This is a genomic window from Amycolatopsis sp. WAC 01376 (assembly GCF_003947415.1).
Lineage (GTDB): Bacteria > Actinomycetota > Actinomycetes > Mycobacteriales > Pseudonocardiaceae > Amycolatopsis.
Genome location: NZ_QHKL01000005.1, coordinates 23,025 through 37,814 on the forward strand (window position 1 = coordinate 23,025; position 14,790 = coordinate 37,814).

General features: G+C 68.3%; 11 protein-coding genes. 2 read left to right on the forward strand and 9 right to left on the reverse strand.

What is annotated here, in order from left to right:
* Positions 1-7: 7 nt before the first annotated feature.
* Positions 8-1,849: a glycoside hydrolase family 5 protein gene (locus tag DMH03_RS26235; protein ID WP_233611655.1), complete on the forward strand. Its 1,842-nt coding sequence runs from the start codon at positions 8-10 to the stop codon at positions 1,847-1,849.
* A 5-nt stretch (positions 1,850-1,854) separates the two neighbouring features.
* Here the strand turns inward: DMH03_RS26235 and DMH03_RS26240 are convergent, their stop codons facing one another.
* Together DMH03_RS26240 and DMH03_RS26245 are read right to left on the reverse strand one after the other, a co-directional pair.
* Positions 1,855-2,277 carry a VOC family protein gene (locus DMH03_RS26240; protein ID WP_125794688.1) on the reverse strand — a complete coding sequence of 141 codons (423 nt, stop codon included), beginning with the start codon at positions 2,275-2,277 and terminating at the stop codon, positions 1,855-1,857.
* Positions 2,270-2,851, reverse strand: a complete 582-nt coding sequence (locus tag DMH03_RS26245) for a PadR family transcriptional regulator (RefSeq protein ID WP_125794689.1) — start codon at positions 2,849-2,851, stop codon at positions 2,270-2,272. The genes DMH03_RS26240 and DMH03_RS26245 overlap by 8 nt, the downstream gene beginning before the upstream one ends.
* Before the next feature lie 123 nt (positions 2,852-2,974).
* Here DMH03_RS26245 and DMH03_RS26250 point away from each other — a divergent pair, with 123 nt between their 5' ends.
* Positions 2,975-3,358 (forward strand): nuclear transport factor 2 family protein, encoded by a 384-nt coding sequence (locus tag DMH03_RS26250; protein ID WP_125781405.1) that lies wholly within the window; start codon positions 2,975-2,977, stop codon positions 3,356-3,358.
* Positions 3,359-3,380: 22 nt separating this feature from the next.
* On the opposite strand, the gene DMH03_RS26255 is transcribed toward DMH03_RS26250, so the two are convergent.
* The 7 genes from DMH03_RS26255 to DMH03_RS26285 form a co-directional block, all read right to left on the reverse strand.
* On the reverse strand, positions 3,381-4,400 hold the full coding sequence (locus tag DMH03_RS26255; protein ID WP_125794690.1) for a hypothetical protein: 1,020 nt from the start codon (positions 4,398-4,400) through the stop codon (positions 3,381-3,383).
* A gap of 89 nt (positions 4,401-4,489) precedes the next feature.
* Entirely contained in the window at positions 4,490-5,170 is a 681-nt protein-coding gene (locus DMH03_RS26260; protein WP_199749033.1) for a DNA alkylation repair protein, read from the reverse strand.
* 92 nt (positions 5,171-5,262) lie between these two features.
* Complete coding sequence (locus DMH03_RS26265; RefSeq protein WP_125794691.1) at positions 5,263-8,655, reverse strand: hypothetical protein; 3,393 nt, start codon at positions 8,653-8,655, stop codon at positions 5,263-5,265.
* Positions 8,656-8,708: 53 nt separating this feature from the next.
* Positions 8,709-11,795, reverse strand: coding sequence for an ATP-binding protein (locus tag DMH03_RS26270; RefSeq protein ID WP_125794692.1), 3,087 nt, complete (start codon positions 11,793-11,795; stop codon positions 8,709-8,711).
* Positions 11,795-12,433 (reverse strand): hypothetical protein, encoded by a 639-nt coding sequence (locus tag DMH03_RS26275; RefSeq protein WP_125794693.1) that lies wholly within the window; start codon positions 12,431-12,433, stop codon positions 11,795-11,797. The genes DMH03_RS26270 and DMH03_RS26275 overlap by 1 nt, the downstream gene beginning before the upstream one ends.
* Positions 12,434-12,458: 25 nt before the next feature.
* Positions 12,459-14,090: a CATRA system-associated protein gene (locus DMH03_RS26280; RefSeq protein ID WP_125794694.1), complete on the reverse strand. Its 1,632-nt coding sequence runs from the start codon at positions 14,088-14,090 to the stop codon at positions 12,459-12,461.
* A gap of 3 nt (positions 14,091-14,093) precedes the next feature.
* Entirely contained in the window at positions 14,094-14,672 is a 579-nt protein-coding gene (locus DMH03_RS26285) for a toll/interleukin-1 receptor domain-containing protein (RefSeq protein ID WP_233611656.1), read from the reverse strand.
* Positions 14,673-14,790: the final 118 nt, after the last annotated feature.

Below are 14,790 nucleotides of genomic sequence, written 5' to 3' on the forward strand. Positions count from 1 at the left end.
CCGGCGGGTGAGGATCAAGAGTGTGCTGCTCGCCGCGCTGGTGACCGCCGGAATCGTGGTTCCCCCGCCCGCCGTCGCCGCGGCGGACCCGGCGGCCTGGGCCGCGCCGCTCAGCACGCGCGGCCGCTACATCGTCGACGCGGCGGGCGACCGGTTCAAGCTGAAGGCCGCCAACTGGCACGGCGCGAGCGGTACGTGGACCGGGTCCGGTGACGTGCGTGATCCGGCCGCTCACCACGCCGGTGAGATCGCCTATCAGACACCGCTCGGGCTGGATCGGGTGTCGATCGACACCGTCATCGACGGGCTGGCCGAGCTGGGGCTGAACAGCGTCCGGCTTCCCTTCTCCAACGCCATGATCCACGACACCCAGCCGGTCCCCGACCTCCCGGCGAACCCGGAACTGCGCGGCCTTACCCCGCTGCGGGTCTACGACCGCGTCGTCTCCCGGCTGACCGCACGCGGGTTCGCGGTGATCCTCAACAACCACACCACGACCTCTCGCTGGTGCTGTGGTCTCGACGGCAACGAACGCTGGAACACCGCGCAGACCGAACAGCAATGGCAGGACGACTGGCTGTTCATGGCCCGCCGCTACGCCGCGAACAAGCGCGTGGCCGGCGCCGATCTGTACAACGAGGTCCGCCGCAACGTCTTCGACGATCCCAATTGGGGCTGGGGAAACGGCACGGATTGGCAGCGCGCGAGCCAGCGGGTGGCCGATCGCATCCTGACCGAGGCCAATCCCGATCTGCTGCTCATCGTCGAGGGCATCAACTGGACCGGCGTGCCCGTGGACGGCCTTCCCCACGGGAGGCCCACGCTGGAGCCTGCCCGGACGCTGTCGCATACGCTCGTGGACTCCGGAAAGCTGGTCTACGCCGCACACTTCTACGGCTACACCGGGCCGAACCACTCCGGAGCGACAGGCACCGGCGAGACGCACGACCCGCGCTACCGCGACCTGTCACCCCAGGAGCTGCGCGATGTCCTTTACCGGCAAGCGTTCTTCGTCTCGGCCGAGACCGGCAAGCACTACACCGCCCCGCTTTGGATCAGCGAGTTCGGCGAAGGCCGCCACACCACGGACGCGGCGAGCCGCGCCTGGTTCGAGAACTTCGTCGCCTATCTCGCCGAGACCGACACCGACTTCGCCTATTGGCCGGCGGTCGGCTTCCATGACGGCGGCAAGGGCAACGGATGGTCGTTGCTGTCGTGGGACACCGCGGGACGGCGTGTCGACGTGCTCGACGGCACGGACTGGCGTGGTCCCGCCTGGCGACGGCTGGTGGACGCGCCGTCCCGGTCCGGCCGAATCCCGCCTGCCGAGCGGTGGTCGATGCTGAACCTCGACCACGCCGATTTCCAGGCTTCCCGCGAGGTCCGTACCATGCCGGACTGGAATCCGGGCGCCCGCAAGGGTTCCTGCCCCGACGGCCAGCGGCTCACCGGTCTCTCCCACACCGGTAACCGGGGTCTGTGCACCGGCACGCTCGCCGTCCCGGCGGGATATGCCGTGGTCCGCGGGGAGACCTATGTGGACACTGACTGGGCGTCGGGCTACACCAAGGTGCAATGCCCGCCCGACCACGCCGCTGTCGGGTACAGCGTCACCGGTTCGGCGTTCTCCGCCCTGTTGTGCGGCCGGTCCGCCACCCCGCTGGGCCGCACCGGCCGGACGGTCTGGTTCGACCGCGGTGACAACCGGCCGTCCGGGTCGCCCGGCGGCGACTTCGCGTCGGGCCACTACAAGGGCCAGTGCGCACCAGGCGAATACGTCGCCGGTGTCGCGTACACCGGCCGGGTCGGCTCGAGTCGCACCCCCGACGCGCTGCTTTGCCGCGCCTGAGGGCTTCAGACGACGAAGACGCAGAACGGATGCCCGGCCGGATCCGCGTACACGCGCAGCGGTTCTTCCGGGTCTTCGCTGCGGTCGTACCGGAGCCGCCCGCCGAGTTCGAGGACGCGGGCGTGCTGCTCCTCGAGTTGCTCGACCGAGTCCACGGTCAGATCCAGGTGCAGTTGCTGGGGTACCGGTTCGGCGTCCGGCCAGCTCGCTTCCGGCAGCCGATCGACCTGCTGGAAGGCGAGTTGCGCCCCGCCGTCCGGATTTCTCAGTACCAGCCAGTCCTTGTCGCCGTCGCCGGGCGCGGGCGGTTCGTCCCCTGGGCGGTAGTCCCACACCAGCAGCCGCCGGTAGAACTCCGCCAGCGCGCGGGCGTCGGTGCAATCCAGCACCACCTGGCGAAATTTCGGACCCTTCTTCCGCTCAACCAAGCCGATCTCCTCCGTCGTCCGCGGTCGCGCGCCGGTCGAGGACCGCGAGAACCTGTGCACACCAGCGGATGTTCTCCTGTTCGAACGCCATCCCGCGGGCGAGGGTCAGATACGGGCCGACACGGGGCGCGGTGGCGAGGAACTCCGCCTCCGTGGCTTCGCCGAGAAGGCGGCCCCGGAGGCGTTCGAACCGTTTGAGCTTCGTTTCGGCGACGGCCATCCTGTCCGCGACGGCGCGCCGGACCGCCTTGTCGTCACCCGCCTCGACCCCCTGGATCTGCACCAGCAGTTCGTCGCGGATCGCGGTCGGCTTCGACGGCCGCGTGGTGAAGCCGGCGAGTTCGGCCGCGCCGGCGTCGGTCAGGGAGAAGAGCCGCTTGTTCGGACGCCGTTGCTGCTCGACCACCCGAGCCGCCACCAGGCCCTGCGCTTCCATCTTGTCCAGCTCCCGGTAGAGCTGCTGCGGCGTCGCGGTCCAGAAGTTGGCGACCGACGCGTTGAAACTCTTCGCCAGGTCGTAGCCCGAGAACTCGCCGTCGAGGAGCGTCGCGAGGATCGCGTTCCGCAGCGCCATGGTGTGATGATAACCCCGCGCGGATTAGTCGCAAAGTTGATTAGGCACTTTGATGGACACCGGCATGGTGATCACCTACGCTCGGCGACATCTACTCAACAAGTTGACTATGAGGAGATCGTCATGCCCACGTTCCGCCAGGCAGTCGAAGCGAAGGACGCCGCCGCGATCGAGGCGTTGCTCGCCGACGACGTGGTCTTCACCAGCCCGGTGGCGTTCAAGCCCTACCAGGGGAAGGCGATCACCGCGGCGATCCTGCGCGGTGTCCTGCGGGTGTTCGAGGACTTCCGCTATGTCCGCGAAATCCACGACGGCGCGCACCACGTGTACGAGTTCGAAGCGACGGTCGACGGGCTGGAGATCAACGGCTGCGACCTCCTGACCTTCGACGCCGACGGCAAGATCGCCGATTTCAAGGTGATGGTCCGGCCGTTGCGGGCGGCGGAGGCACTCGCGGCGCGGATGGGCGCCCAGTTCGAGGCCATCAAGGCGGACGCGCTCGGCTGAGCTTTCCGCCGCCCGCGACGGATCACCGGACCGCGCAGCGCCAGTGCACCGGACCGGCGCCGGCGTCGGCATCCCCGAAGACGGTCCCGTCGTCACTGACGAGGTCCGCCCTCGCCGAGGCCGACCCGGCCGGAAGCGGCAGTTCCCCCGCCAGGCGGGTGCCCTGCCAGACCACGGGCGGCCCGTCCCAGGCACGGGCGCGGCCGGCGATCAGGCCGTGCCGGTTGATGCTCTCCGCCGAGCCGCCGCCTTCGAGCAGTTCCGGGATGTTCCCGGTCCAGACCACACCTTTCGGCCCCTTCGGGTCGAGGATCGTCCCGACCGCGCGGCCCGCGCTGATGCCCCGCGACAACACCGGGACCTCGGGCGACGGAGGCAGCGCGATCAGCTTGCCGGAACGCCACAGATAGGCCGAATAGCCGTCGCCGAGCATGATGGTGCCGTCCTGGTCGATGTCGACGGCGGACGCGTAGGGCAGTTCGGGCGGCGAGATGATCAAGGGCTGGGCGGCGTAGCTGAGCCACGCGATCACCACGGCGCCGGTGCCACCGGCCGGGGTCGCCGTGGCCACGATCTCACCGAGATCGTTGATCGCCACAGCCCGGGGATCGACGAAGCCGGCCGGTATCGCGAGTGGCTCGTAGACACCGTCGCGGTACAAGAAGATCTGCCGTTCGCGGGTGTCGAACGAGACGGCGTTGACCAGTACGGTGCCCGACCGGTTCTGGGAGACGGGCGCGACCGAGTCGAATCCCTTGGGCGGCTCGACGGTTCGGGGATCGTCGCCGTGCCACAGGACGAGCCGGTACGCGCCGACCGAGCCGACGATCTGGGTGCCGGAGTAGTTGCCCGCGCCATCGGTCGCCACGACGTCGACCCGTTGGCGTTCGGCGTCCGCCGGCACCACCACCGGCGTCACTTGATACGAGCACGCCGTGGAGCCTGGCGCCGGGCTCGCCCCGGCCGGAGCCGAAACCGAAACAGAAAGCGCGACGGCGGCGACGCCTGCCGTCGCGCATCGTTTGACCAAGCCGATGTCCATGCGGATCCCCTCAGTGCCGGAACAGGTTTCGGCCGGATCACGCGCGCCGGGCCGCGGCCGTTGCCCGCGTCACCCGATCGGCAGAGTCGTCAGCGGCTCACGTCGCCCGACTGCCGCCGCACGATCTCGGCGATCCAGACCGGCGCGAACGGCGACGTGCAGTTCGGCGGGGTCGGATAGTCCTTGAGCACCTCCAGGCGCTCCCCGATGCCGATCGCCCGGGCACGGTGCTCCGCGTGGTCGATCCCGATCTGCGCCAGGCAGTGGTTCATCGCCCACTGCAGGCGATCCGGCGCGGTCTTCAGCTCCGCCTCGATGACGTCGAGCAACCGCGTGAGGTCGAGGCCCTCGGGTTTCTTCGCCACCCGTTCGGTGGTCAGCGCCCACCCGGCGCTCGCGACCACGGGATCCGGATCGGCCGACCAGGCCAGGCGTAGCTCCTCGGCGTGCGGATTCTTCTTGACCACGTAGTTCACGAGCCAGTCGTGCACCTTGGGGGTGCGTGCTTCGCGCACCATGCGATCCAGATCGGCACGCTCGAACGCCTTCGGACGGCAGATCAGCAACGCGAGCAGTTTCGCCGCGGTGTCGTCCGTGTCCCACAGCTCCAGGGAGAGCTCCTGCTGGGTCTTCAGCCGCTTCGCGAGCGCGCGCAGCTTGCCGAGGTTGACCCCGTGGTCGTCGCCGTGCTTCTCGTTCACCTGACGTGCACGCGGATCGTCGAGCGCGGCCAGTTCGGCCATCACCTCGGCCTTCGTCGTCCCGGTCACCTCGGCCTCCCGTCCACGTTTGCGACATTCAGCCTACGAGGCGTTCCGTGTGGAGGAGCCGTTCGGCCCCTCCACACGGGCGACTTCGACCGCTACCCGCGCCGAACGAGCTCGTCGGCCTGCTCACGCAGGAGTGCGGCGACCCGCGGCCAGCCGACGTTGATCCGCCGGGCCGAGCCGCGATGACGCTGTGCGAGATCCCGCGAGTCGCCGCCCTGGAAGGTCAGGCCGCTGGCGAAGCCTTCCCGGAGATACCCGCCGTCGACGACGTCCAAGACGTCACGGACCGCTTCCGGCGGCCACATGCCGTCCGGAACGGGGGAACCGCTCGCCAGCACGGTGCCGATCGCCCGGTCGCCGAACTCGGCCCGGCCACGCTCGGCGAACTCCGCTCGGGCGCGCGAAACCCAGGCTTTGAGCGCGGCACCGTCGGTACCACCCGGCATGGTGCGCGTCTCGAAGACCGTCAGCCACATGTTGACCAGTTCGACGCTCGGCACGTCGTCGTCCGCGGGATGGATCAGGGTGCAGAGTTCGGCGAACGCGCCCGGGTTCTCGGAGAGAATCCGCTGGAGGCTCCACGGTTGCCGATGGTGCTTGAGCGCCGGGTGGAACCGCAGCTCCAACCGCGCGACCGCGACGTCCGACCCCCCGGCCTCGACCAGCTGGTCCAGCAACGGCGCCACATTCGCGACGGCCCTGCGATCGGGTGGCTCGATGCCATCGGCGGACGCCTGGAGCAGCACCTCTTCCAGCAGGGAGGCGGGCAAAGGCGGCGGCTCTGTCGCGCGCACGCCCAAGGCGAGCGCCTTGACCGCGGCCCACGGCCGGCGCCGCGCGAGTCGCGTGACGAACGACGACTCCTCCCCTTCCGGAAGCGGCCACGGATCCACGTGAGCCCAGTAGCTCTCGAGAACCGCGTCGTCGGCGGAATCGAAAAGCGCCGCCGCGTGGTCCACGGGGATGGCCAGGAGGTAGTCGACCAGTCTGTCCTGTTCCTTGAGCTGCGTCGCGACCTCCTGCCGCCATTCTTCGCCCTGGGACCGTGCCCTCTCGCCCGCCCAGCCTGCCGCCCAGTCCTCGCGACCCAGTTCGGCGAGGGCGTCTTCCTGGAGGTCGTCCACCGCCACCTGGGCCGCGACCTCTCCGACCAGTCTGGGCTGCGCGCTCTCGGCGGCGAGAGCACTCAGTCCCGCGACACCGTGCTCGCGCAGGACGCCACTCACAGCGTCGCGGCGAAGACGATCGATCTCGGCGTCACGCGCCTCCGGATCGAGAGAGTCGCCGCCCTCCAGGTACGGATCCCGCCCGAACAACAGGCCGTGACGCCCCGGATTGACCGCCGGTTCGATCATTTCGGCGCAGGATTCCAGCCACTGCAGCAATTCTTCCGGAAGCGTCCAGTCCGCGCCGTCGTAGTGGCGATGCTCGGCGGTCAGCGCGGTGAGCAGGCCCCACAGACGAAGCCGTTCGTCCGCCGAGAGCCGTTCCGCGTCCAGCCTCGTGAGGGCTTCGACGACGCGGTCCCACTGCGAGGTGGTCAGCTCGGGCAGCCGCTCGAAGAACTCGCACCACCGATGAGGCCGTTCCCCCAGTGCGGCCAATGCCGAAGCGACCAACTCGTCTTCGAACTCCGGCCCGTCGGAGACGGCCACTGGCGGCGCCGGGACTGTCCATTCGAGACGGATCCGGGGACGCCGCGGACTCGCGAGAAGGTGTCCTCGCGGCCCGCGCAGGAGTGCGAGAGCCAACCGCCAGCCAGCTTCCGGGGAGCGCCGTCCGATCGCCTTGACCAGATCCGTCCGCTGCCCGGCGGGCAGGTCCAGATACGGGTACCACGGCTGCACGAGGGTGATCAGCGATTCGAGCGGCTGGTCACCCGCCTCCCTCCCCGGCCGCGTCAGTTCGGCCAGCAGCGAGACCACCATCGGCAACGCGTCGTCGGACCAGCTGACCGTTTCCAATGCCGCCGTGAGACCGTCGATAGCGCCGCTCAGTGGCGAAGGATCACTGGTCAGCGCGTGATCGACAGCACTGAGGAACTCGTGAGGCGCCGCTTCGGCGAGCAGGGGCAGTACATCGGCGAGTGACCGCCAGAGCACTCCGGCCGCGTCGTCGTTGGCTCGTCCGAGCAGTTCACGAACGAACCGCGTCGCGTGGTCGGCGCACGTACCGCCACCGGGCAACGTGGTCTCTCCCTCGGCCGCCAGCAGCGCCGCGCTCCTTGCCAGCCCGTGCCTCAGTTCCGCCGACCACTTCCGCCCGGGCTCTCTTTCGCCGAGCACCTTGACGGCTTCCTCGTGCCAGCGTCGCAGATCCTGCGCGCTCAGCCTGCCATGAAGGAGCGCCCAGGCATCGTGGGGATCGGCCAACCGCATCCCGTCGCCAGACCGGGCCAGCAGTGGGTCGTCGCCGACCTCGGCTCTGGCGAAAAAGCGTCCGAGCTCGTCGATCTCCCGCCCGGTGATCACCGCGATCTCGTCCAGATCGTGCCGCGATCCCGCCGACCATCGGCCGACCAGCAGGAGCGGCGCGGCGAGATCGCGTTCCAGCGGGTTCACCCACTTCGGGAGAGCACCGGCGACACTCAGCCTGCGGCGCAGACTGCCGAGACCGCGCCGAGCGAGATCCGCGTACGTGTGCGCGTCAGCGGGCGGGACACCTGCCGCAGCGAACGCCTCGGCCGCCTCGTCGCGGGGAATCCCGGGCAGCGTCAGGACCTCGGCACCACCCCGGTGCGACGTACGCCGCACCACGACGACATGGCCACCACCGGTGTCGCTCTCCCCCAGGTCGACACCGTCCATCACGGCGACGAAAGGACCGTCCAGGTCCCGGCAATGACGCCGGCCTTCCTCAGTGGACACTCGCACCGCCCGAAGTCCTGGCCGGTGGGCCGCCAGCGCGGTCGCGACGAACGCCGCGGCCTCGGTACGGCTGCCGGCGTACACGGGCAGGACGGACGGCGCCGCGTCCAGCCACGCGCACAGCCGGTCGACTTCCCTGGCCCGGCCGAGCACCGGGAGCTCCACGGGCAGTACGGGACTCGTCTCGTGCCGCCAGGAATCGAGCCACTCCGGCAGGTCTTCGAGGCCTTTGACGACGCCGATGCCCAATTCCGGGGCGACGCGGATCAGTTCGGTGATCAGGCAGGCGATGTCCTGTTCCGCCGTACGCCCGCCGAGCCGCCGGTATCGCAGGCTGGAGAGCCCGGCGATCTCGTCCGGCATGACGGCGTCCTCGGAGTCTTCGTCGTCTTCGATGAGGACGGGGACGACTTTCTTGCCGAGTCGCAGCGCCTCGGCGAGTTCCTCCCGGCCCCCTTCGTCGAGCGCCTCGGTGCCGATCGGCACCACCAGGACCGACGCCGGACCGCCGGACCGGAGAACCCGGTCCTTTCCGAACACGTGAGCCAGACTCCGTTCGAGATCCCGGATCCGGTCCTGACCGTCACCGGACCGGACGGTGATGAAGATTCCTGCCATGGTGCGAAATCCTTTCCAGCGAGCACAGTTGATGGGGCGAACGGGCTACGGCTTCACTCGGCTTCGGCGCGTGCGCGGGCGAGCACCTCCTCGACGCTGAGCGGGCTGGCCGGATGATGGGTGAGGCACAGCGGAGTGGTCACCCGCTGGAAGCCGAACGCCTCCCCCGCCACGTAGAACTGGGCGCGTTCCAGTCGCGAGATGTCGTCGACGGGGCTGCCCTTGGCCCTGGCGAGTTCGTTGGCCGCGGCGATCTGGGCCGGGCTGTTGAGCCTGCCGAAGAACTGCGTCATCGCGTTGCCGACGACCTGGTTGTGCAGGCCCTTCGGTGCCTGTGTGGCGAAAAGCAGTCCCAGACCGTACTTCCGGGCCTGCGAGGCGAGCACGATGGTGCTGCGGGTACTCGCCGTGAGGGTCCCCGACGCGGCGAGCAGCTGTGCCTCGTCCATGACGAAGAGTGCGCCGAGTGGCCGGTCACCAGCCGGATTTCGCTTGGCCCAGGCGAAGAGCTCCATCTGGAGCTGGTTGACGAAGTTCTGCCGCTGTTTCTCCGAAGGCAGCCCGACGAAACTGATGACCGAGACCCTTGCCCGCTTGCCTTCCCCTGGAGCGAGCAAGAGCCCCGGGTCGACAGGCTGGCCGCCACCCGCCAAAAGCGGATCGTTGACCATGGAGGCTTTCAGCAATTCGGCCAGTTCGGCCGCCAGTTTCCGCCCGTCGTTCAGGGTGCTCACCCCGTCGGGCAGATCTTCGAGCACCTCGATGAGTTCAGGCAGGCTCCGGGACCCGGTACGGGCGTGGTACACGACGGCCTGCCGCAGCACCGCGAGGCCGACAGTGGTCTTCGCCGTGCTTCCGGTCAGCTTCACCTGCGGAGCGAGCGTGGCCACCGCGACCTCGACGGCCGCGTTGAACTCGTCCTCGTCGTCGAGAACCCCGGCGAAATCGGGCAACGGCTGGAACGCGAGCGGCCGGCCGCCTGCCCTCCCCGGGGTCCACACGATGACATCGGTCTCGGCCAGGTACCGCTTGGCGAGCTCGGCGTCGTCCGCTCCCCATGCCTCGGGCGGCTCCGGCCAGGCGTCACCGAGCCGGGCGAGGTCGTTGTTCGGATCCAGCACGATCGCCGAAACGCCCTGCAGCGCGCACTCCTCCACGATCCGTCGCAGCAGTACCGTTTTCCCGGAACCCGAACCGGCGAAGATCGCCGCGTGCTTGCGCAAGGCGGCGAGTTCGATCCTGACCGGCTTCCCGGTGCCGGTCACGGTGCCGAGGGTGATCTCCCCTTCGGCGGCCGGTGCCTGCGCCTCAACGGATCCGGGCGAAGATCGCTGAAGGGCCTCTGGCAGGACTTCCGCCAGGAGTTCCGACCGGCCGGCGGGGCGCCGGTCGACGAGCCACTCGTGGAGTTCCCGGCTTCCCTCGGCGAACATCTTGTCGAGTGCCCAGAACGTGCGGATGTCCGCATCGGACAGTTCGCGTGCCCTGCCACCGTCCTTTTCGAACGCTTTGAGTTCCGCTTGGGTCTTGATCCCTCCCGACCACGCCAGGTTGCGGATCACGACCAGATGCCGGTTCTCGGCCCCCTTCCGCACTCCGGCGGCCGAGCGTGCCTTGCGGAACCGGTGCAGCACGGCGATGGGATGCGAGGCCGCGATGGCCCGGAACGCCCAATGCTCTTCCAGGTCTGACGTCTCGTCCACCGTGCGGGTGAGCCAGGCGTGCAGCTCGTTCCGGTCGCTCTTGGCCCCGTAGACCCATTCGAGGTTGTCGTCGCCGACCTCGGTGATCCATCCCCGGAGCGCCGCGGACAGCAGCCTCGGCATCACCTTGTCCTCGACCTTCGGGTCGAGGAGTGCCGACGGGTCGGCCTCCGAGCGATGTTCCTCGAACCGTTTGTCCAGCTCCACGAACCGATCGGCGGCCATCGCTGGCCGCGGCGGGCCTGCCGGCCGCGCGCCACGTTCGTCGAACGTGGTCAGCTCGGTGATCCGTCCCGCCCGCACACAGGAATCGACGTGCGCGACGATCCGTTTCAGCACATCCCGCGGGGACAACTCCTCCCAGACACCGTCGAACGCGACGGGCGACACCGGCCAGGTGGCGTGGGGCGGCACGAACTTCATCGCCTCGTACGCGACTCCGAGACGCTTCTCGACCAGAGCCCTGCCGACCTCCGCGTCGGTGACCCTGCCGAGGAACTCGGCCTCCCGGAAGCGGTCCGGAACCGTGTCCGTGGCCTTCCTCTTGAGCAGCTCCCAAGTGCCGGGCAGGCAGGCGAGCACCGTCATGGTCCGTCTGGTCACTTCCCGCAGCCCCATGAGCCCGTCCGCGATCTGCGCGACGAGCAGGTCCTCTTCGGCGCTGTCACGCACCTGCTCGGCGGTCACCGCGGAGCGGGCCACCAGGGTGTCGAGCTGGTCGACCGCGATCACGATCGGGCCGGTGAGCGCGAGCAGCCTCGTGATGTTCTTGACCTGGGCCGCCGCGGACTTGGGAGCCGACCGGATCCCCCATTTGCGGCGGTCCCCGGATTTCGACTCCGGGAACACCCCGAGGTAGTCGTCCCCGACGTAGTTCTTGCTCGGATCCTCACTCGCGTAGAGCACCAGCGCTCGCGCCGTGTCGGCACATTCCCTCGCGACGTCTCGATCGAAGGCACGCAGGCCGTCGACGAACGAGTCGACATCGCCTCTCGACAGGCCACCTCCGTCCAAGATCTTCTTGGTGACGTTCGCGTCGATGCTCGCGCGAAGGCAAACGCGCCGAAGGAAGCTGGTCAGCTGGGGAACACCGGAACCGTCCAGTCGCGAAAGACCCCGGCGTAACGCTTCCGCCGTGTTCTCCCAGAACGCGTCGCCGGCGGTGAGATCGTTGAGGAAGAAGTAGCCACGAGCCTCATGCACCTGCTTTCGGACGAGCCCGAGCAAGTGTGTCTTGCCGACACCCTTCTTTCCTTGGAGGACGAGCCCGATCGGACTCGGGCCGTCACTGGAGACCGCCTCCCTGATCCCGGCCCCCACTTGCGCCAGGACACCCGTGTGGAGACCGTCGACGTGGTAGGGCGAATCGCGCCACACGTGATCGGGTGTGTCGGCCCAGTCGAAGCGCAGGGCCGAGAGCGCCGCTTGAGGATCCATCACGGCTCCTCGATCGAGAGCAGATGGTTGTCCTCACCGCCGATACGGACGGCCGCGGCGTGAGCGGCGGCGGTGAGCGCCTTGCGATTCGACTCCGGGACCAGGCGGACCTGCCCCGACCGGCTGAGTTCCTTCAAGACCTCATCGACGTCCACAGTGGACGCTTCGCCGAGCATCGGCCGCAGGTCCACCAGCCCGACCCAGTCGCGCGGAGCTTGGGACAGTTTGCGGTACGCGATCCGGATCCGGGTCTCGATCTCCTCCGCCGTCAGCTGGACCTCGGGCATGAAGAGGTCCGCCAGGCGGAGCCTTTCCCGCCGGAGGTGCCTGCCGAGGCCGCCGAGCAGAACGTACAGTGCGCTGCCGAGGCTGGTCCGGGGCGACGGCACCCCCTCCGTGCTCAGCTCCTCCTCGCACCAGGCCCAGCCGTACTCGGTCAGCTCGTGCACGAACGGACGGCCGCGGAGCACCTTGCTACGGTCACTGCTGACCAGATCGAGATCGTTGAGCTGGCGGCGTTCCTTCCCGTCGAGGGTGAAACCCACCATCTCGTCCAGCTCCGGATTCGACATCTCGCGCGCGATCACCATCAGCACGAGCATCGCCGCGATCTGCTTCTGTCCCAATCGATCCGTCATCCGTGATCCTTCCCATACCCGATTCCTACTGATCGAGAAATCCGCTGAATCCGTGTCGTGTGACCCTCGCCTCGGCGGCCCGCATGGCCCACTCGATGGCCATGCGGGTGTCCGGTGGCGCAAGCAGGCGACCGCCCGGCTCCGCGTCGGTCGCTCGTGGCCGCGTCACCGACATGAGCTCCTCGGCGAGATCCTGAACGCGATCCCGTTCGCCCGCTCCGATCGCGATCTGCAGCTCGGTGACGATCTCTTCCACCGGTCCCCACATCAGCGGGCGCAGTCGCGCGCGAGCGGCTTGCCGGAGCACGCCGGCGACGTCGAGCTCACCCGGCTCGACGAGCGCCGTCGTTCCCGTGAGCTGATCGACCAGATTCCGGGCGATCTCCACCGGCCCACGGGACGGGCCGAACTGGAGATGCCTCAGATTGCCCACATAGCCCGGCAGCGTGTTCGGCTCGGTGTCCTCGGTGAGCACCGGGACGACCCGGCGATCCTGACCGAGGGTCCGGTGCAGGAACAGCTCGACCTCGGCCGACTGCCACCGGCTCACTTCCCCGTCGACGATGAGGCACAGATGCTTGGCGTCGTCCCCGGCCTTGTCGAGCAGTGACCGTTCCCCCGAGAACGACAACACCGGGCGCACACCGAGCTCCGCCAGGTACTTCATGAGGTCGTCGGCGAGCCGCATCGTCGATCTGGTCGTGCTGACCCGGACGTCGTGGCCGAACGTTCGTTTCTCCGCACGGATCGCGGCGACATAGGCGTCCCGGTTCTCGGCGAGCAGGTCCGTCCGGTCGAAGTCGTGTGCCACGACCGCCGCGACCGTTTCCAGCGCGAAACTGATCTGGTCGGCGGTCGGGCTGAGTTCCGTCATCACGGGGAGCTGCTCGCCGAAGGTCCAGAAGGAGACGTACGGCAAGGTCAGATGACGCGACATCAGGTCCGGCGAGACATCGCGATCGAGCCAGCTGCGGAACAGGTCCTTGGTCTCTTCGAGACAGATACGCCGCCACTCCTCCGAGCGGGCGTATTCCTCGCGGGCGTCGAATCTCGAGAGCACCGGCAGGACGGTCAGCTGCGGCCGGTCGTAGGGCATGCGGTCGCGAGCGGCGTTGGCACGTTCGGCGATCTCGACCGCGCCCTTCATGCTCTGCACGTTCGCCGTGAACAGGACGACGAGCCGGTCCGGAAGATGGGCGGTGCAGATGCCCCCGATATCGGAGATCCCCGTCCGGCTGTCGATGAGCACGTAGTCGTAGTCGGCCGTCCACCGCTCCCGGCATTCTTCGAGGTAGTCGCCGAAACCCTGCTCGTAGAGGGCTTCCCAGTCGAGGTCCTGCACTCGTCCGACGTAGGCGGCGTCCGCCCGGCCCGCCGTGATGACGTCGAGCTTCACCTTGCCTTTCAACCGGGTCGTATGCGCGCCAGGGCGAAACCTGCCATCGCGGAAGTCGTCGATCAGGTCCACGACGCCGCCCGACGGAGGCGCGCTCATCATCGGCCGGAAGTAGGTGTCCAAACCGGGCGCCTCGAGGTCCCAGTCCAAACACAACACCCGGTATCCCCAGCGCGCCAGCAGAACGGCGATATTGGCCAAGGTGAAGCTCCGCCCGACGCCGCCCTTGTAGGAGTAGAAGGTGACCACGGTTCCCGGCATGGGTCAGAACCTCGGCAGCTTCGACGGTCTTGGCGGTTCGGGCGGCGGCGTCTCGATCGGCCACTCGGGACACCACGGCGGCGCCTGCGCGATGATCTCCACCAGTTCCTCCACCATCCGCTCGACCTCACGGTCGAAGTCGAGGTACTCAAGGGTGTTCTGATACTGCGGATGCGGCTTGTTCCAGTTCCGGAAACTGCGCATACGGCGCTCGTGGGCGTAGCCGGGATAGTATTCCGAGTCACTGAAGATCACCGGATAGATCAACCGGCCTGCCTTCGCGACGATTTCCTCTCGTTTCGCCATGGTGTGCCATTCGGCGAGGCACCATTCGTCGAGAAAGTACTTCGGCGAGCAGACCGGGATCAGGATCCGGGTGCGCTGCAACGCGTCCCGGATCTCCTGTGGCCACTTTCCTCCGACGGGAACGCTGTCCTCCAGGAATATCTTGACGTCATAGTCGACATTGTCGTCGAAAAGTCTCCGCAGACGAGGAAGGAAATGATTCCGCACCCAGTCCGGGGCGTCGCCTCCACTGCGGCGATAGCTGATGAACACGTCGTACTCGTACACGAGCGTCATCGCCCCTTCGCACCCCGATCCGCCGGACAGACCTGATCGTAGGGGCCCATGCGGGTTTTTAAAAAGGTCCAAAAACAAGACAAAAAGTGGACACCGCAGCGCAGGCGGGCATGGAAAG